The following is an 18,976-nucleotide window of genomic DNA, read 5'->3' on the forward strand; positions in this document are numbered from 1 at the left end:
AAATGGTAACAGCTCTTTACAAATCTATCAACAGGCGATCGCCGCCCAAATCACAGATTGATCGCAACTGCCAACGCTCGCCCGATCTCAATAAAAATTTTAAATTACCAAATTACCAGGCTGAAACTATTGTGATGCAAGCGTTTTGGCTAAAAGATTGGTATAATTGAAAGTCAGGTGAGCCAATATTTCGATCGCACTCATATCAAAAAAATTGAGGTGAAATAGCAGAAATTTTAATACAGCGTGGCAAACACTTGATGACAAACTACATTTAAGGCTACTTTTGAAAAGACTTCGTTATTGGAAAACTTTTTATTTTTATGACAGACAGCGGGAATCAAGGCATTGAGCGAGATCCTCATCGATTGTTGGTCACAGGCGGGGCTGGATTTATCGGCTCCAATTTTGTGCATCACTGGTGCAGCAGCTATCCCAATTCACGAGTAGTCGTACTAGACGCTTTAACCTACGCCGGCAACCGACAAACCCTGGCAAGTTTGGAAGGAGGAGAAAATTTTCGGTTTGTCCAAGGCGATATCTGCGATCGTACCCTAGTCGATACATTGCTCAAAGCAGAAAACATCAACACAGTCGCCCACTTTGCCGCAGAATCCCACGTTGACAGGTCAATTATCGGGCCTGCCGCCTTCGTTCAAACCAACGTTGTCGGCACCTTCACACTCCTAGAAGCCTTCCGCAAGCATTGGGAAGCCATTGATGATTCGTCTGTCAAAGCCCAAATGCGCTTTCTCCACGTTTCTACCGACGAAGTTTACGGCAGTCTCGGCCCCGACGACCCAGCATTTACCGAAACAACCGCCTACTCCCCCAACAGTCCCTACTCAGCCTCCAAAGCCGGCAGCGACCACCTCGCCCGCGCCTATTTCCACACCTACGGCCTCCCCACAATTATCACCAACTGTTCCAACAATTACGGGCCCTATCACTTCCCCGAAAAATTGATTCCATTAATGTGCATCAATATGCTATTGGGCAAACCGCTGCCAGTATACGGCGACGGTCAAAACGTGCGAGATTGGCTGTTCGTGCTCGACCACTGCCGCGCCTTAGATGCCGTGATCAACCGCGGACAGCCTGGGGAAACCTATAATGTTGGCGGCAACAACGAGGTAAAAAATCTCGATTTAGTCAAAATGCTCTGTCAGTTAATGGACGAATTAGCCCCAGATTTACCCGCGCGTCCTTGCGAACAACTGATCTCATTTGTCAAAGATCGAGCTGGGCACGATCGGCGTTACGCTATTGATGCCAACAAAATTAAAACAGAGTTGGGCTGGACTCCCTCAGTCACAGTTGAAGAAGGTTTGCGACAGACCGTGGAATGGTACTTAGCCCATCGCGAGTGGTGGGAACCCCTACTTTCCGAGGAATATCAAACTTATTACAGCAAAATATACGCTAATTAGTCAGTTTCGTGCGATCGCACGCCAGCGTGTAAATCATTAACCGGGTTTTTCAACTCTTATCCAGGTCTTGAACCAAGCATTTTAGTTAAAAAACCCGGTTTCCGCGTAAATCCTGATTTAATTAAGTGCATTTTATATCATAAATATTCACCATTGTCAATCTTTGTGAAGATTTAGTTAACAGTCATCCCAAACGCACAAATTTAAGTGGTTGTGGCTGATAATTTCAATAGAGCGATCAAATTAAACATTTTAGAAGCTTTTAGTAAACACAGAAAGCAGCAATGACCGAAATCAACTGGCTCAAACAAGTCCAAGAACCTAAATACTGGCTGTTAGGCATCGCCTCCGGTTTGATTGCCCTCCACCTGACTCTGACTTCCAGAACCAACGACACTGACCTGTTCGGCACAATGTTACTGTTTTGGGGAGTCGTAGCATTTCTGATTTGGGAAAAACACGAATCCCTAACTTTTGAAAGCGGAGTTTTCGCCAGCTTCTTTGGGGCATCGTTAATTGCTTTCATCTTGCTCAAAAGTTCTTCGATACCTGCGGGATACGACTTTTTTATCAGACTTTCGCCCTTCTTGACAGGAGTAAGTCTGGCGTTGCTAGCTTCCGGCACAAAAGGGCTGAAACAATACTGGCAGGAACTGCTAATTCTTGCCTACACAGCCATTCCTCCCGGATTGATCGGAGTATTCGTTGACGTAGCCCAATTAACAGCAAAATTTTCTGCTTTCATCCTGCACTACTTAGGATTTGAAGTGATACGGAAAGGAGTATTTCTCATCCTAGAAAAAGGCAGCGTAGAAGTGTATCACGGCTGTTCGGGGGTGAATGCAATTCTACAATTGTTAGGATTAGCCCTGGTTTTCTTGCTGATGTTTCCGACAACTTTAGGTCAAAAGATTGTAGTACCAATCGTGGCAATAATTACTGCATTTGTAGTGAATGCCGCGCGAGTCGCTCTCATGGCTGTGCTGGTATCGCTATCTCAACCCGCAGCATTTAAATACTGGCACGAAGGAAATGGTTCGGTAGTATTTTCGATGATTGCTGTCTTCATTTTCGGGTTATTCTGCTGGTTTGCAATTTTGAAAGACGAACCGCCCACTAAGGAAAAACAAAATTGCTAATGGCTATTACCTATTGGAAACCAGTTAGGATTTCTCTTTTGGCTATTACTTTTGCAGGGGTTTTGTTAGTCGCCGGAAAGTTCACCTTATATCCTTCGACTGGAAATCAGGCTGCCACCCAGTTTGAATTTCCAGAGTCAGTACCTCTAGCAGAGTGGAAACTACAAAAGAGCACCCCACTCAAAATTAGCGATACTTCAGAAGTCAAAGCTGCCAGAAAGTATGAATATCAAAAAAGTAGCATTGCTTTAGAAATAGAGATGCGCTATGCGGTAAACACCATCGGGGATGTGGAAAGTATGATGAAGGGACATACTATTCTCAAGTCGTCTCCTGGTAAACTAGCATTAGCAAAGACTCAAGGCGCGGGGTTTCACGGAATTTTGCAACAGCAGAATCGACTGTATTTGAGTTCGTGTATCAATCCTCGTGGCGGTGCTACAGTCACTGCCGAACAGTTTAGATACAATCGCAATACTCGCGATTGGCAGCCAAACCGCATTCTGTTTTGGCTGTTGGGTAGGGGTAATATTCAAGACCGGCGATGTTTGTGGGCTCAGATGTCTGTACCTTTGGATAAAACAACTCCAGAAGATGCCCAAAAAATTCTAGAAAATGCTTGGGTTTCTTGGTATGGGTGGTGGCAACCACGATTTCCCGAACCTTAAGTGAAGTCAAGAGAGATTTTTTGTAACCACAATTGTGATTATTTATGAATGACGTACAAGGCGAGCAAGGTTTTTCGATCTACAGGCTGCGTTGGATTGGCTACGGTCTATTAATTCTATCTTTATTAGATACGATCGCAGTTCTGATACCAGCAAATTTTGGGAATCGCGTCTGGGAATTGCAGACGATTGGCGCTGTGGTGGAACGGGTGCCAGTTCCTCTATTGGCAATGGCGCTGATATTTTTTGGAGAAGGATATGACCGCAGAAGCTTGGAAAACGTTTTTTTGAAGGTTTTGTCTTGGGTGTGTCTGCTGCTGGCGGTGGTTTTTCTGTTGATGATGCCTTTGGGAATTTTTGGCACTATCTACGTGAACAACCAAAATGACAAGCAAATTACTGCTCAAGCCAACCAACAATTAGCTCAGTTGCAGCAGGTAGAAGAAAAGTTAAATAAGGGTACTCCTGAAGATTTAAAGAATTTGGCAGGGGAACTTAGCCGTTTGGGGGTACCAGCGGATACGCAAAACCCGCAGGAATTGAAAAGCCAAATTCTTTCGAGAATTACTCCGGCTAAGGAACGGTTGCAGTCTCAAAGCGCCACGGTTCAGTCAAGTCAGCGCTTGGGGTTATTCAAAAATGCTGTTAAGTGGCTGCTGGGCGCGTTGATTTCTAGTGTTTTGTTTTTCACAATCTGGCGCGGTACTGATTGGGCTCGTTAAGTAAGTATTGGTGTCAAATTATGCCTGAAACCATTGAATAATTTCGCTTTAATCTGAGTCTAGATCCCCCTGAATCCCCATTAATAAGGGGGACTTTGATCGGTATTCTTGTCCCCACTTTTTTTAAGGGGGGTTAGGGGCATCTGTCTTAACCCTATTCAGTTAATTCAGGATCTGTCAAAAAATATTGGGCTGTGACAGCCATATATGGTGCTAGTATTTTATGGCGATCGGCAATTTAGCAATTTCTGTGAAAAATAGCTTGAGTGGTGGCGGTTATGTTAGCGAACTGCTGTACTCATAACTTTCTTTTGATAAATCTTGTGTCTGCTGCAATTTGTGTACTAGAAATTGCACAAAATCGAGCACTTCCTGCTGTTTGTCTGTCGAAAGCATCCGCAGATTATCTAATAATATTTTTTCGATATCGAGTGTTTGTGTCATTGATTTTTACCTGCACATCGATCGTGTTTTTGTACGGGTATTTGTAGGGCGCGTACTGCACACTTTACCTGTTCTATATCAAATTTGCACTGTCAGCAGGCGAAGATCGCTTTTTAAGTGCGATGAGTAAGATATTTGAGTCGGATGGTGCGCCGTCGATCGAGAACAAGAGATTCCGACGGGGGTAAGAAGGGGCGGACACACGTGGGCAAGTTGCGGTATTTTTAGACTTTATCATGTATTGTACCGCATCTGCACTACAATTATAAGTTAGTTGGCTTCGCTTTTGGCTGAAATAATTCTTCTAAATTATCTGTCAGTGTTTAACATTAAGGTATGCACCTCTAATTGCTGTAGTTAATTCTATGAGAAAGCCACAAACTGTTAAAGCTTTGGAAGAGCTAGGACGGATTCAACTCTCTAAGAGTTTTTTCATGCGTGAGTTTCTTTATTTGGAAATCTCTCAAATTGAAGGTATCTCTAACATTCCTAGCGATCCTGAATTGGCGATCGCAGCCGGAAAGAATTTGTGTGAGAGAGTGCTTGAACCAATTCAAGATGCGCTTGGTCGGATTAGTATCCGCTCAGCCTATCGTTCTTGTGTGGTGAACGCCAAAGGAGCAGAGAATAAAAATCAGTACAACTGTGCCAGTAATGAGTCCAACTATGCACAACATATCTGGGACGTAAAAGATTCAGAGGGGTATATGGGAGCAACAGTATGTATTGTTGTTACATCATTCATCCCTTACTATGAACGCACTCAAGATTGGACAGCATTGGCATGGTGGATACATGACCACATTGATGCTTATGCAGGAATGACCTTTTTCCCAAAGTATGCAGCATTCAACATTAGTTGGCGCGAGAATCCTAATGTTTCAAAAGTAATTTATAGCTACGTAAAAAATCCGCACACTGGTAAGAGCGGGTGTCTGACAAAGGAGGGGATGGATAATTTCTCAGGTTTGCACGAGCAGTTTTATCAAGAGTTTATCGATCGCTGACTAACTATCCCCTTGCACCTCTATGCTATAATTATATCCCTGCTCCGAATCTTTACATCGCCCGCCCTTTTCCCATATCCTAGAAAAACACAGCTATTCTAATCAGAAAAAATACGAAATGAGTATCGTAATCGAGTAAAATGTGCGATCGCTCAAACTATAATAGAGGCAGGAAAAGTTAAAAAGAGTTATGATTCCAGTCAAAGTTGCTCAACAGCAGTTACAAAATTTGATTGATACGGTGAGCCAGTCGCATCAGCCCATTATTATTGCAGGACAGAGTAGCAATGCCGTGTTGTTATCTGAAGCTGATTGGGCATCGGTGCAAGAAACATTGTATCTTCTCTCAGTTCCGGGAATGCGAGAATCGATTCGGGAAGGATTGGCGACACCGCTTGAGGAATGCGAGCGGGAGTTAGAGTGGTGAGTTGGGATTTAGTTTACACCAAACAGGCACAGAAAGATGCCCAAAAACTGGCTTCTAGTAATTTACGAGATAAGGCACAAGCCTTACTTGATATCATTAAAATCAATCCGTTTCAAAATCCACCACCCTACGAAAAATTAGTGGGAGATTTGGCAGGTGCGTACTCGCGGCGAATCAATATTCAGCATCGTCTGGTGTATGAGGTTATTGATTCTGAAAATACGGTGAAAATTTTACGGATGTGGACGCATTATGAGTAGTGTTTCTTAGGGGGTGGAGTCGGATCGATCGCTTAATAGACTTGAATTCCCTAAATAGTTCGATCCGTAAACCGTAGATACAAGGCAGATTAACGCAGATAGACGTAGATAAATTCAAGAATTGAAAGGGAATGAATGCAATTCAAGTCTATTCTACAACGCTGACTAACCATCGCCTTGAACCTCAATAGTATAACTGTAGCCCTGTTCAGTCAGAAACAGTTGGCGGTGTCGCGCAAAATCCTCCTCGCAAGTTTGTAGGGAGACTAATGTATAAAAACTCGCAGTATGTCCATCAGATTTCGGGCGGAGAATTCGTCCGAGGCGCTGCGCTTCTTCTTGGCGAGAACCATATTTACCCGATACTTGAATCAACACATCGGCATCGGGTAAATCGACGGCAAAATTGCCCACGCGAGATAGAATTAATCCGGGAATCTCTTTGTTACGAAATGCTTCGTATAGCCGATCGCGCTCAACCTGTTTTGTCTTCCCCGTAATCAGCGGTAATTTGGTAACAAGGGCGATCGCATCCAACTGCTCCAGAAACTCACCAATAATTAAAATACGATGCCCCGCCTCCTTTTGCAACAAACTTTGCACCACATCCAACTTACCCGGATTTTCCGCAGCAACCCGAAACTGACTGCGGCGCGGCGCTAGGGCATATTCCATCTTTTCGGCCTCATTTTGGGCGACACGGATTTCGGTACAATTGGCTGTGGCAATAAATCCCTGTCCTTCCAATTCCCGCCAAGGTACGTCATAGCGCTTGGGGCCAATTAGCGTAAACACATCGCCTTCCTTCCCGTCTTCGCGAATCAATGTCGCCGTCAAACCTAACCTGCGTCGCGCTTGTAAGTCGGCGGTAATCCGAAATATCGGTGCGGGTAATAGATGCACTTCGTCATAAATAATCAGTCCCCAGGATTGCGCGTTAAATAACTCGAAATGCGGGAATTCATCATCTTTAGTCGATCGATAACTCAGCATTTGGTAAGTCGAGAGAGTTACAGAAGCCGTTTTTTTGCTCTTGCTGCTGTACTCGGCGATCGCATCTTCAGTTAAACTCGTTTTGTCTAATATTTCCCTGCGCCACTGGTGCACCGATGTCAAACTACTGGTGAGAATCAATGTTTTTTGCTGCACCAAACTCATCGCAATCATCCCCACAATCGTCTTACCAGCGCCGCAGGGTAGGACGATCGTACCGCTGCCACCTCGAACCTCTCCGCTCTGATAGAATGCTTCTACTGCTTCTTTTTGATAGGCACGCAAATTAAAGGGTAAGTCGCTTCCTAAAGTGCGATCGCGCAACGTAATTTTCAACTCCGCACCTTCCACATATCCAGCTAAATCTTCCGCCGGATAACCCACAGCTAGCAAAGCTTGTTTGAGTACACCGCGATTCCCCGCATCGACTTGAAAGCAAAGATCCGAAATCCGCTTACCTAACAGCGGTTTTACGCGCTCATCCCGCACTAGCAACTCCGTCAGCGGGCGATCGGCAATCCGCAGTTGTAAATCGGTATTTTCCGCATCAATCCTTTCAATTACCGTCAATCCGTAGCGTGTACCAAGCAGTGCGATTTCCTGCGCTACCGACTCAGGAATGTCATATTTAGCATACTTTCGCAAAGCTGCGATCATCAATTCAACTAACATTCCCGCCGCCCGCGCATTCCACACGCTTAAGGGCGTGATGCGATAGGTGTGGATGTGTTCGGGACTTTTGATTAATTCGGCAAAGGGTGCGATCGCTTCTCGTGCTTTTTGTGCTGTTGGGGCGTGCACTTCTAGTAAAATTGAGCGATCGCTCTGTACGATTAAAGCATTTTCAGCAACATAACTCATAAGTAGAAGGAAGAAGGAAGAAGGAAGAGGGAAGAAGGAAGAGGGAAGAGGGAAGAGGGAAGAGAAATGTTTGGTTTATTTGATCCAGTCTATGTCAAAGGTGCGTCGCGATCGAGATTGTCGATCTTTTTAGGGATTTATCGCCCGCGACGCACCCTACAAATACTTAAGAAGGGGGGGACAAGATTATTCTCAAAGTCCCCCTTCTTAAGGGGGATTTAGGGGGATCTGGACTCAGCTATAAACAAAAGATACAAAGGTTTTCGGGCGATTGTTGACACTAATATAGCAGTTCTCAGAAAGATAAGGAGAGCCTCATGCCCTATGCCCTATGCCCTATGCCCTTCGCGTACCTCACCTTTTTGAGAAAGGCTATAATATCAGGTGTATTATTTATCACTCTGGGGTAAAACATAGCCCATTTGCCGCAGGGCGGTGCGAAATTTAGTTTCCTGGCCCAATGGAACCGCTAAAGTGCGATCGCCCGCCAACTGACAGAACTTTTTAGTACGGGAATCATTCGCAATCAGCAATGCTAAATGGGCGGTAGTACATTCGATCAACCTGACACTACCTATATCTTGCACGCTATTCGATCGCTCCATAACATCAGTTAAAAATTGTTGCACAGTTTGCGGTAGCGGTTCAATACTCCTGGCGTCCAAAAACTCTGTAAACTCAGTTAATGGATATCCGTTTTCAATGGCTGCGAAGATTTTTGGGCGATCCAGACGCCACACAACATCCGACACTTTCTTAGTATAGATATCTAGGACGATCGCATCAGATGTCTCCACACCATCTCCCGCCGCAATAATTTCAAGATTCGGTAATACCCGCAGCGTTTGACGGATCTCAATTACTGGCGGAGTATACTTATCCGTCAACTCCAAACAGTAAGCCCCCAAACTCGTCAAGCGAAAATATACTAAGCCATCATAACGACTGAGGAATTCCATATAGTCCGTTCCCCAAAGATTGTCATAATCGCTTGGTATGAGCGCAGGATCGACATATGCAACATCAATGATTCCCAAAGTAGCAGCATACTCAAACAAAAAACACCGCATATATCGTTCTTCCAGAATCGACCAACTATGCCCACCCAATTCTGATAAGTTTCCATACCCAGCTTCACCAATATATAAACAGTACGGTTCCTCTGTTACCTCAAATCTATGACCTGTTGCGACTAGATATTTACTAAAATCATAAAATAGAATCCACTTACCGACAGGACATTCTGCGAGCACAGAGACGATCGCATCTCTGCGCCACGCCACATCCGTCATCCCATTTGCACCCCGGCCAGTTTGTCCTTTGATCGCATCAATGCGGCGAAATTCATCAAAGATTTTGGTCTTTAACCAGCGCTTCCATGCTGTTTGTAAACCTTTGGCGGGTGATTCTTGTAAGGCTTTCAGTCCCGCTTTTGTCAAAACTAGCTTTTTGCCCGATCGTTCCGCGAACTTGCTCCCTTGCGCTATCATTATCCAAGCAAAGGGCTTAATGCTACCGACTTCAGCGAATACTTCATCATCATAGTCGCTATCCTGCGCTAGGGTAATTTGACGCTGTTCCTCATTATAAAAATCACCGCCTTGCAATATAGAGGCGATCGCTTTTACACTTGCAGCACTAGCTAAACCAGTTCTCACGCTAACAGCAACTTTCCCCGACTGAATCAAACGCAAAACAGCAGCTAAATCCTTTGTGGCTGCCAACTGTGTTTCACAAGAAGCCAAGGGAATATCGTATTCTTCTGTATCTTTTTCCCCTGTACTATAGTTGTATTTTCGGACGCTGAGTTTAACATGATTTTTTAATGTTTCACCACTATGATCCAAGGTCGTTTTTTTCGGCTTTGGCACAAATTTTAGCAATGATTTTTCTAAATCGTAAGGAATCTTGCTGCCATAAATAAACAAGCATAGCAGTGATGGTTCTCTGTTAGTTCCATAGCGATCGATTGTTCCAAAATTTGGTGATTCTCCGTATTTCGCCCTAAATATTTCAGGAAAATAATAGCCATCCTCCCCATGTATAACTTCAGCTACAGCCGCTTTTTGGAGATCGTCTAATTGCGTCCACAGTTTCCGAAGGTTATCTCCCAGCAATTGCGATCTAATTCCATCAACAAGATCCGCTTTACGGGTTAATTTACGAGAATCGGGTAATAATGCTTTGAGCTTTTTTAAATCGTCAACAATTATTGCTTCCAGTGCCTGTTGGAGGCTAAGAAGGTTATCTATACTTGGGTAACGCGGCATAATTTTTGGCGATGCGCCCGCTTCAAAAAAAAATTGCAACCCAATTATAACAACTTTATGGGATGCGAAACTTGAATTTTTGTTACAAGATTCAGAATTTTGGTTCAACAGTTACGGTACGATGAACCGGAACTCTGCATAGGTTATTTGTTTGGATTTTTAAGGGAATATTTCTCACCCTAAAATTACCTGGTTCAAGAGTCGTCATCAAGTCCTTCGTAAGTTTTTTACATCTTTACTTTTAATCGTTGGAGGTTGGCTGCTTTCTTCTAGCAAACAAACCCGACATACTTAAACCTGTCACCAGCAAGCCGAGCATTCCCAATCCGTTTAAAATCGGGTAAATTGCTTGCAGGTGAAAAATTTCACCTGTATGAATTTTCAACAATAATCTCGATGAAATTCCTGTGCTAATCGGCCACTCTTTGACAACTGTTGTAGCCATTCCAGTCAACACAGTGAGGGTAATTGGTAAAAAAACAATTATAGCTAGAATGCGATGGTACTTGCGAAATGCTTTTTTCATAACGGTTGAAAATTTAGAAATACTCAGCTTATATAATGAGGTAGCATTGAGTGTTTGTTTCTGAGCAATTACGGCGAACGCCGCACTAGAAACAAACACTCAAATTAGCACTTACATTTTGGACTTAGGAATGCTAGCGATGGTCTTTTCTAGCGACTGCAATTCAACCAGCACTAGGTCTTTGCTGGGCTTGGCTTTTTTGAGTTCGTTTGTTACTTTTTCTGTAGTTTCTTCAACGGTATCGTAGCTTTTAGGTTCCTTAGCTTTGATGCCATCTTCGACTTTCTTCCAGGAAGTTTCAAACTGGTCAAATTCGGTTTTAGCTTTAACGAAATCACCAGTGTCAACTGCTGCTTTGGTATTAGTAACTACACTCATTAACTCTGGATAGCTAGCAGTAGATACTGGTTTCTCAGATCCGGTGGTAGTAGTAGTCGTCGTAGTCGTAGCAGGGGGAACCGCTGAAGGTGGGGTTGACGGAGTGGATGCTTCTTTGTCGCCGCAACCAGCCAAAGCTACAAGGGTGACGGCACTGAGGATAAGGATTGGATTGAAACGAGCCATGAAAACTCCTAAAAAATTAAGACTACAATCTATTGTGTCACAAAACCAGCAGATCGATCGCTAAAACGGCAATTTCTGCAATTAATCGCACTTAGCAGCCAGCCCAAGAGGATCGTGCTGCTAGCGCTGTCATCTTCGAGACGGCGCGGGAGTTACAGAAATCTAGTTTCGGGAATGAAGGTAATGTGATCGCTGACAGGATTTAACAATCTAAAGGAAACGTCGAAATGTTAGTGTATCGAAACTGACAAAGTGTAACTCGCACCGCCTCGTTCTGTACCGACGACTATCTGATATTTTCCCGTCTGGGGCAATTATTCCGACCAAGTTTTTGCTCCTTCAGTTAAGGCGTTTGTATTCGGATCGATCGCATTAAAAACAGCATTTGCTTCGACTGATTGAATTTCAAGATTCATCCTTTAACTTTGTTTGACACCAATCAAATAAATTATGACTTTGCCGCGCGCTACTCCTCCTTTTACTTCGACTGAGCTAGCACCTCTTTTAAACTTAATCTGCTGCTGTCACTGAACCATTAAAATTGCCGATTGTTCCCGGATTGCTGTGGAGGGGAAAATGCTGGACATAGCCTTGACTGAATCTGGAAAAATTGCAGAGGCACTTAAGCCGATTATCAAATTATTTAGCTGTTTGAAAGTTTTTGCTGGTTTGTTCATGGGAGTTTCACTCTTAGTATGAAATGGATTTACTTGTACGATTATAGCTAAGCATTCCTGTCTGCGTGCGATCGCCCTTGCAGATAAATTTTAGCTTTCTGTCAACGGCTTTTTCGCCCTCGCCCTCGCCCCAGACTTGATTTGAGTTTCGAGATTTGAGATTAAACCCTAGGATGTGGGATAATTTTGGGCGATCGCAATTTATGCTACTGTATAGTCGCCAGCGGGTGCGGTAAAGTAAAAACACCCAGAACACGCTGTTACAAAAAAAATGTACACTTCCTAATTATCACAAACCAAACGATATGACGCAACAGCCAGCCATTACCTATCGCACCGAAAGCGACTCAATGGGAGACAAACAAATCCCATCTACCGTTTACTACGGCATTCAAACTCTGCGCGCCGTTGAAAATTTTCCAATTAGCGGTATCAAACCTTTATCAACTTACGTCGATGCTTGCGTTTTAATTAAAAAAGCTGCGGCGATAGTCAACGGTAAACTCGGCTGCATTCCTGAAGATATCAGCCAAGCACTGATACAAGCTGCTGATGAAGTTTTAGCAGGAAATTTGCGCGATCAATTTGTAGTTGATGTTTACCAAGCAGGCGCGGGAACTTCTCACCACATGAATATTAATGAAGTTCTTTCCAATCGCGCTTTGGAAATTATGGGCGATGAAAAAGGCAACTACAAGCGCGTCAGTCCCAACGATCATGTAAACTACGGTCAATCTACCAATGATGTGATTCCGACTGCGATTCGGATCGGCGGATTGTTGGCGTTAGAAAATACTTTGTTTCCGGCTTTGTCGGATGCCGTAGTCGCCCTAGAAAACAAAGCAGAAGAATTCAAAAATATTGTTAAATCCGGCCGCACTCATATGCAAGATGCTGTGCCGGTTCGACTCGGCGACACCTTCGGCGCTTGGGCGCAAATTCTCAGAGAACATACCTTGAGAATTGACAGGGCATCCGATGATTTGACATCCCTGGGACTGGGGGGAAGTGCCGCAGGAACAGGGTTAAATACTCACCCTGAATACTCTCAAAAAGTTGCTGAAATTCTCTCAGAATTAATCGACCACCCCCTAAAACCAGCACCGCATTTAATGGCAGCGATGCAGAGTATGGCACCGTTTGTTAATGTCTCCGGCGCACTGCGAAATCTCGCTCAGGATTGCGTTAAAATGTCCCATGACTTGCGTTTGATGGACTCCGGCCCGAAAACGGGTTTTAAGGAAATTCAACTGCCTCCGGTGCAACCTGGTTCGTCAATTATGCCGGGAAAATACAATCCTGTGATGGCAGAAATGACTTCGATGGTGTGTTTTCAAGTTATGGGTTACGATAGCGCGATCGCCCTAGCAGCCCAAGCGGGACAATTAGAATTGAACGTGATGATGCCCTTAATCGCTTACAATCTAATTCACAGCATCGAAATTTTAGGCAATACCATCAGCGCCCTGACAACCAAATGCCTCGACAAAATTGAAGCAAAGGGCGATCGATGTCTCGCCTACGCAGAAGGCAGTCTCGCCCTCGTTACCGCCCTCAACACTCACATCGGCTATCTCAACGCTGCCGCCGTCGCCAAAGAATCTCTCGAAACCGGCAAATCTTTGCGGCAAATTGTGCTAGAACGCGGTTTAATGAATGCAGAAGACTTGGCAACAGTTCTAGATTTAGAGAAAATGAGTGCGATGCCAACATCTTCTGCTAACGTATAGGATCTCGCAGGAATCAGCTAGAAACTAGAAGGCTGAACTCGATTTAATTTTGCATTCTGCCTTCTGAGTTCTGCTTAACGGCTGTCACAGGTTACAGTTAAAGAATTCAGAATTCAATCTCTTACATTTAATTCTGAATTTTTTTTATAGTCTAAAGTTTGGGAGCAAGATTTATGCGCGCAGGTTCTTTTGGCAAATTAACTCAAGATAAAGAGAACACAACTCAAGTGACATTTCATTATGTGGAAGGTCACACGGAAACCTTTACTATCCCGATGCCTGCACAAGAATTTCAAGAGGAAGTGCTGAATTTATTAAATCAACCTTGGTTGACTTTTCATTTAGTCGATCAAACGGTTTTTATCTGCACTGCCAGGTTGGTGAAAGTGGAAGTTAAACCTGCTATCCCTGAACTGCAAGGCCAAGGAATATTCTCTAACTCGCAGCGAGTTAGTACCATGCAGCGGGCTGCTGTTGGTAGATTGCCGATGAATACTTAAACTTAGTTGATGGTAATTGGTAATTGGTCATGGGTAATTGGTAAGCTGTTTAGCATTTAAATTGGATATTTGGAACGGGTTCGCCTGCCCATTTCACAATATCTTTATTAATTTTTGATGTACAATTTAAACGTAGAACAGCTTAATAGGTAATGGGTAATTGGTAATGGGTAATCACGAAACGAAAAAACATCAATAATCCATTTCTCCTTCCAATGCCCAATGCCCAATGCCCAATGCCCAATGCCCACTGCCCAATGCCCACTGCCCAATGCCCAATGCCCATTACCCATTACCCATTATGTCTGCTGTTAGTTTAATTCGTGCCAATTCATACGATCGCCAAAATCTACTAAAATCTTTAGAAAATTTGCTCGCACCCTTGGGCGGAATGTCGGCTTTTGTCAAATCGGGCGATCGGGTTTTACTCAAACCCAATCTTCTGACAGGTGCTCGCCCTACCAAAGAATGCGTCACCCGGCCAGAATTAGTTTACTGCGTGGCCAAAATGGTCATTGAAGCGGGCGGAAAACCGTTTTTAGGAGACAGTCCAGCTTTTGGTAGCGCGATGGGTGTAGCCAAAGCCAACGGTTATTTACCACTGTTGGCAGAACTCAATTTGCCAGTAGTGGAGTTTCAAGGAAAACGCTACGAAACAGTCAGCCAAGAGTTCAATCATCTCCGACTTTGCAAAGAAGCAATGGAAGCAGATGTCGTGATTAACTTGCCCAAACTCAAATCTCACGTTCAATTAACCGTGACAATGGGCGTAAAAAACTTGTTCGGCTGCGTACCGGGGAAAATGAAGGCTTGGTGGCACATGGAAGCCGGCAAAGATAGCGCCAGATTCGGTCAAATGCTGGTAGAAACGGCCCGAACAATTAACCCAAATCTGACGATTTTAGACGGTATAATCGGTCACGAAGGTAACGGGCCCAGCGGCGGCGAACCTAAGTTTTTAGGAATTTTGGGCGCGTCGAGTGATGTGTTTGCTTTGGATCGAACTTTAGTGGAAATTATTAATGTCGATCCGGCGCTGGTTCCGACTGTAGCTGCGGCGATCAAATTGCGGCTGTGCTCGAATTTGGAGGCGATCGATTTTCCGCTGTTGCACCCGGAAACTCTCAAAGTTTTGGATTGGAAGTTGCCCGAAAGTATGATGCCCATTGACTTTGGGATGCCCCGCGTGATCAAGTCTACTTTCAAAAATTTGTATATCCGCTTCATTAAAGAAAATAACGGAATGTATGTGTTTTTCTGTAAAAAGTGACAAAGCAAGTTGCAACGATCGGGACATTTTTTGGGTAGCGCCTGAAACCCGCATTCTACAGTTTAAATTTTAGCTTCTAAGGAACCTGAAACCCTATTCTACGCTGATTCCTGATTGAAAACTGTCCGAACTATTCATCTTACATCTTAAATGAGTTATCTTAAATAAGATGTTAAGCTCAAAACTATCCCGGAGCAATGTGTTTCTGAAGCCTAATAATTTTAGGCTACTCATCTAATGTGTATTACGATACACAATTTTCAACGACGATAATTGATGCCAGGATTTAAGCTTCAACTTCACTGGTGATCAGTCATCAAGTACCGAAATAAGGAGAACTACAATGCAAACTCAGAATTCCTTAAGTCCTACCGTCGTTTGTCCTATATCGGGACAGAGTATGAAACCCTGGTTATTGATCCCGGGTGATTGGCGAAGACCAACAAATAAAGAGTCATTTCAATTGTACTGGTGTCAAAAATCACAACTTGGATGCCTTAATCCTCTACCAGAACTTAAGCAAATCGAAAGCTTCTACGACATCGACGATTACTATACTCACCATACAGACTTTACCGACTCAAAATCTGCCTCTTCTATTTCCTTCTTCGATAAATTGCGCACCCACCTAGCTTGGCGTTTCGATAGGGGAGTAGATGTCACAACTCAATGGTGGAAACAGCACTTCGGGACTTCTTCTTACGAGATATTAGAAATCGGTTGCGCCAATGGCAAACTGCTGGAAGAATTCAAAGTAGATGGTCACAAGGTCTGGGGAGTAGAACCAGATAGACAAGCTTTGTTTTTCGCCAAGGAACGAAATCTTGATGTATATTATGGCACTGCTGAATCTTTGCCCCCGGAAATCACGTCGAGAAAGTACGACATAATTATTATGAACCACGTACTGGAACATACCCTAGATCCTTTACTGGCACTCCGCAATACTATGGACTTGCTCGTGGACGGTGGCAAATTGGTGATGGAAGTACCAAATAACTCGTGTATGGCGCTAAAAGCATCAGGGATTGCATGGCTCCACCTAGATGTGCCAAGGCATTTGTATTTCTTCACAGCCGACAGTTTGCGCGCTATCTGTAAACAGGTGGGATTTGAGGTGATTTCTACTGAGTTTAATGGCTACTATCGCTTATTTACCAACGGTTGGATTGATGATGAAAGAAAAATCTTGAATTTGTTCAATTCAATGGAATTAAAGGGGATTGCTAAGCCCAAAGAAAACAGTAAATTCCAATCTTGGAAGTTACTACTGAAAACATTTCTTGCTCCCGACCACAAAAAATACGATTCAGTCAGAATTGTTGTAAAAAAGCCCTAGTAAGAGCGAAGGAAGGGAAATAAAGCTTTGAGAATTTCTTAGTAACTTGAGAATTTCAGCATCAAGGCTTCGCATTACCTAAGACAGGACTTACGCAGGGTGCATCTCACTTCGACAATTACCAGAAAAAATTGGGCTAAAGCCTCTCCCTTGTAGGGAGAAATTAAAAGTAGACTATTCATTACTCCAATCCTCTTCCTTCCAGGTAGAGGCCGCCCTCAACTGTCAACTGTCAACTGAATGAAGTCTTTTTTGCCTTGGTTCGAGTTTCCCTGCATAGCAAAGCTTCCATAAAGCTATATGAACTCGCACTATTCAAGCAAAACTGAGATGCTCCCCTGACGCACTACCTCTACATACGGTGTGAAAGTAGGAACAATCCCTCTTCAGGAATCGCCCCTATCCCTAGACCTCTTGCGTAAGTCCTGTAAAAGATTTTATTTAGGGCAGCCAGCGAGGGCGGAATCCTTTTAAAGCCAATGCTTGAGGTGATGGAGAATTATTAGATGTCGGTGCATTTTTTAAGTCGATCGCGATCAAGGTTGAAGACTCGATCGCATTTCCGCCCTCTGTTCTCAAATCTCCTGCGACTGGTTCTGATTTTTTGACAACTATCCGGTCTAACAGCAATTCTAACCAGTCGGGTGACAAACTCATTTTTGTCTCCACCTGATCTGGCAAAACGTTTGGTGTCAGGGATAAAATAGCGATGCCGTCTGCTTGGGGATTGGCTAATCTTGCGCTGTCTGGGGCGATCGCATCCAATCTGTCGATCGATCTGTTAAAATAAAATTCTTCTTGTTTACTGGAGAGTAATCGTCAACAAAAACCTACTAACTTTGCTGGGCTGCTCCGGTTCTGTAGCCTTAATGCTCTTAGCAGTAAATCCCGCCAATGCTAGCACCCCAATTTCCAAAATCGTAGCATTGAGTTCAATCGCGAAATCGCAGCAAATCCAGATATAAATCAAGACGAAAGCCAATCCTCGCTGCCACAAATCAACTCTGATAAAATCGGAACCTCGCCACCATAAAATTAGGCTGCGACTGCACGGGCTGTCGAACCCAAGTCCTCCAAATGATCCAACAAGGACGGTTGATACTTCCTCAGTAACGTAGATAGTAATTTACAAAACAAGCAAAACTGAAGTTACAGAAAACAACCCATTAATTCGTGATTTAAATCGTCACAAGTTTAAAGTCTCCAGTCAAAATAATTAATTATTATTTCTACTTTTGGCTTGTGGCTTTTTATTTGTCAAAACTGACTATTTACAACAGAAGAGAGAAATTTCAACCATACAACACTTCTTCTACAGGTGGCGTAGCGTCTTTGGGGTCGAACTCTTTGAGTTTGAAAGCTTGCAACAAAAACAGCCAGATATAAAGCGGATTCAACAAAACATACCGCTGCCAGAGGCGCCGGGGCTCCTTCACCAGCCGAAACAACCATTCCAAACCTATCTTAGATAAAAACTCAGGAGATTTAGCCAAATTTCCCGCATGAAAATCGTAGGCTGCACCTACAGCAATCAGTGGCATCGATAAGTCGTCCCGGTATTCATAAGCCCAGACTTCTTGTCGCGGACACCCCAAACCCACAAAAGTAATTGCTGCACCGCTGTTGCGAATTTGCTGGGCAATTTCCTGTTTCTCTTCCGGCGAAACGTGCCTAAATTTAGAAGGCTGAGTTCCCGCAATAATTAACTTGGGATAACGCTGGCAGAGATTGCGAGATAAAGCCTCCAGTACAGAAGCTTTAGAGCCGTACAAATAGATAGATAATCCTTCTTCGGCCGCACGTTCGCAGATTTGTAACATTGCATTTGGCCCGCCAACTCGATCGGGCAATCCCGTATTATAGAGCCAATTTAATGCCCATCTTACGGGTTGACCATCTGGCAATACTAAGTCAATGTGATTGATCCGATAGCGGTGAGTGCTATCAAGCACCCCAGTCATTACCCCATGAACTGCTAGAGCCGAAACAGAAAGTGGTGTTCTGGTGCTGGCTGCCGCCATAATTTTGTTGACAGCAGCTTCATAATTAAGGGCATTTACTAAGATGCCGAGTACATTCTTTTTCCCTAAATCAATCATGGAACACCTCTCTAAGCCAACACTTGCCGTTACAGTCATAAACCTCCTGT

General features: G+C 43.8%; 20 protein-coding genes. 11 read left to right on the plus strand and 9 right to left on the minus strand.

Going from position 1 to position 18,976, the window contains the following annotated elements; all coding sequences use genetic code 11:
- The first annotated feature begins 323 nt into the window (after positions 1 to 323).
- The 4 genes from rfbB to hpsJ-A all read left to right on the plus strand — a co-directional run bounded on the left by rfbB (position 324) and on the right by hpsJ-A (position 3,959).
- Positions 324 to 1,430 carry a dTDP-glucose 4,6-dehydratase gene (rfbB, locus tag QUB52_RS08025; protein WP_332972911.1) on the plus strand — a complete coding sequence of 369 codons (1,107 nt, stop codon included), beginning with the start codon at positions 324 to 326 and terminating at the stop codon, positions 1,428 to 1,430.
- Between the two features lie 284 nt (positions 1,431 to 1,714).
- A complete protein-coding gene (gene crtA, locus QUB52_RS08030; protein ID WP_332972910.1) occupies positions 1,715 to 2,569 on the plus strand; it encodes a cyanoexosortase A in 855 nt (284 codons plus the stop codon).
- Positions 2,569 to 3,237 (plus strand): cyanoexosortase A system-associated protein, encoded by a 669-nt coding sequence (locus QUB52_RS08035; RefSeq protein WP_332968713.1) that lies wholly within the window; start codon positions 2,569 to 2,571, stop codon positions 3,235 to 3,237. Before crtA ends, QUB52_RS08035 begins: the two co-directional genes overlap by 1 nt.
- Positions 3,238 to 3,281: 44 nt before the next feature.
- Positions 3,282 to 3,959 carry an HpsJ-like protein, cyanoexosortase A-associated gene (gene hpsJ-A / locus QUB52_RS08040; protein ID WP_265233985.1) on the plus strand — a complete coding sequence of 226 codons (678 nt, stop codon included), beginning with the start codon at positions 3,282 to 3,284 and terminating at the stop codon, positions 3,957 to 3,959.
- 276 nt (positions 3,960 to 4,235) lie between these two features.
- Here the strand turns inward: hpsJ-A and QUB52_RS08045 are convergent, their stop codons facing one another.
- Positions 4,236 to 4,403 carry a DUF2281 domain-containing protein gene (locus QUB52_RS08045; protein WP_265233986.1) on the minus strand — a complete coding sequence of 56 codons (168 nt, stop codon included), beginning with the start codon at positions 4,401 to 4,403 and terminating at the stop codon, positions 4,236 to 4,238.
- Positions 4,404 to 4,768: 365 nt separating this feature from the next.
- Here QUB52_RS08045 and QUB52_RS08050 point away from each other — a divergent pair, with 365 nt between their 5' ends.
- The 3 genes from QUB52_RS08050 (at position 4,769) to QUB52_RS08060 (ending at position 6,097) form a co-directional block, all read left to right on the plus strand.
- Positions 4,769 to 5,410: a peptidase M15 gene (locus QUB52_RS08050; protein ID WP_332972909.1), complete on the plus strand. Its 642-nt coding sequence runs from the start codon at positions 4,769 to 4,771 to the stop codon at positions 5,408 to 5,410.
- Between the two features lie 190 nt (positions 5,411 to 5,600).
- Positions 5,601 to 5,837, plus strand: a complete 237-nt coding sequence (locus QUB52_RS08055; RefSeq protein WP_332972908.1) for a type II toxin-antitoxin system Phd/YefM family antitoxin — start codon at positions 5,601 to 5,603, stop codon at positions 5,835 to 5,837.
- Complete coding sequence (locus QUB52_RS08060; RefSeq protein ID WP_332972907.1) at positions 5,813 to 6,097, plus strand: Txe/YoeB family addiction module toxin; 285 nt, start codon at positions 5,813 to 5,815, stop codon at positions 6,095 to 6,097. The genes QUB52_RS08055 and QUB52_RS08060 overlap by 25 nt, the downstream gene beginning before the upstream one ends.
- Before the next feature lie 165 nt (positions 6,098 to 6,262).
- On the opposite strand, the gene QUB52_RS08065 is transcribed toward QUB52_RS08060, so the two are convergent.
- The 5 genes from QUB52_RS08065 to QUB52_RS08085 all read right to left on the minus strand — a co-directional run bounded on the left by QUB52_RS08065 (position 6,263) and on the right by QUB52_RS08085 (position 11,988).
- Positions 6,263 to 7,951, minus strand: coding sequence for a DNA repair helicase XPB (locus tag QUB52_RS08065; RefSeq protein WP_332972906.1), 1,689 nt, complete (start codon positions 7,949 to 7,951; stop codon positions 6,263 to 6,265).
- Positions 7,952 to 8,340: 389 nt separating this feature from the next.
- Positions 8,341 to 10,221, minus strand: coding sequence for a hypothetical protein (locus QUB52_RS08070; protein ID WP_332972905.1), 1,881 nt, complete (start codon positions 10,219 to 10,221; stop codon positions 8,341 to 8,343).
- Positions 10,222 to 10,462: 241 nt separating this feature from the next.
- Positions 10,463 to 10,747: a peptidase gene (locus QUB52_RS08075; RefSeq protein WP_265233991.1), complete on the minus strand. Its 285-nt coding sequence runs from the start codon at positions 10,745 to 10,747 to the stop codon at positions 10,463 to 10,465.
- 111 nt (positions 10,748 to 10,858) lie between these two features.
- On the minus strand, positions 10,859 to 11,311 hold the full coding sequence (locus QUB52_RS08080) for a hypothetical protein (protein ID WP_332972903.1): 453 nt from the start codon (positions 11,309 to 11,311) through the stop codon (positions 10,859 to 10,861).
- A 524-nt stretch (positions 11,312 to 11,835) separates the two neighbouring features.
- On the minus strand, positions 11,836 to 11,988 hold the full coding sequence (locus tag QUB52_RS08085) for a hypothetical protein (RefSeq protein ID WP_332972901.1): 153 nt from the start codon (positions 11,986 to 11,988) through the stop codon (positions 11,836 to 11,838).
- A 305-nt stretch (positions 11,989 to 12,293) separates the two neighbouring features.
- Between QUB52_RS08085 and QUB52_RS08090 the strand changes: the two genes are divergently transcribed.
- The 4 genes from QUB52_RS08090 (at position 12,294) to QUB52_RS08105 (ending at position 16,827) form a co-directional block, all read left to right on the plus strand.
- Complete coding sequence (locus tag QUB52_RS08090) at positions 12,294 to 13,718, plus strand: aspartate ammonia-lyase (RefSeq protein ID WP_332972900.1); 1,425 nt, start codon at positions 12,294 to 12,296, stop codon at positions 13,716 to 13,718.
- Positions 13,719 to 13,891: 173 nt separating this feature from the next.
- Entirely contained in the window at positions 13,892 to 14,218 is a 327-nt protein-coding gene (locus tag QUB52_RS08095; RefSeq protein WP_265233995.1) for a hypothetical protein, read from the plus strand.
- 301 nt (positions 14,219 to 14,519) lie between these two features.
- The gene (locus QUB52_RS08100; RefSeq protein WP_265233996.1) at positions 14,520 to 15,488 is read left to right on the plus strand and encodes a DUF362 domain-containing protein; all 969 of its coding nucleotides are present in this window, start codon (positions 14,520 to 14,522) and stop codon (positions 15,486 to 15,488) included.
- A 463-nt stretch (positions 15,489 to 15,951) separates the two neighbouring features.
- Complete coding sequence (locus QUB52_RS08105; protein ID WP_332972899.1) at positions 15,952 to 16,827, plus strand: class I SAM-dependent methyltransferase; 876 nt, start codon at positions 15,952 to 15,954, stop codon at positions 16,825 to 16,827.
- Positions 16,828 to 17,268: 441 nt separating this feature from the next.
- Here QUB52_RS08105 and QUB52_RS08110 read toward each other — a convergent pair whose 3' ends face one another.
- The 3 genes from QUB52_RS08110 to QUB52_RS08120 all read right to left on the minus strand — a co-directional run bounded on the left by QUB52_RS08110 (position 17,269) and on the right by QUB52_RS08120 (position 18,965).
- Positions 17,269 to 17,592: a hypothetical protein gene (locus QUB52_RS08110; RefSeq protein WP_332972898.1), complete on the minus strand. Its 324-nt coding sequence runs from the start codon at positions 17,590 to 17,592 to the stop codon at positions 17,269 to 17,271.
- A 37-nt stretch (positions 17,593 to 17,629) separates the two neighbouring features.
- Entirely contained in the window at positions 17,630 to 17,824 is a 195-nt protein-coding gene (locus QUB52_RS08115) for a hypothetical protein (protein WP_332972897.1), read from the minus strand.
- A gap of 295 nt (positions 17,825 to 18,119) precedes the next feature.
- Positions 18,120 to 18,965, minus strand: a complete 846-nt coding sequence (locus QUB52_RS08120) for a WecB/TagA/CpsF family glycosyltransferase (protein WP_265233999.1) — start codon at positions 18,963 to 18,965, stop codon at positions 18,120 to 18,122.
- Positions 18,966 to 18,976: the final 11 nt, after the last annotated feature.

It is taken from the genome of Microcoleus sp. A6-C6, from assembly GCF_036705955.1.
Classification (GTDB): domain Bacteria; phylum Cyanobacteriota; class Cyanobacteriia; order Cyanobacteriales; family Microcoleaceae; genus Microcoleus.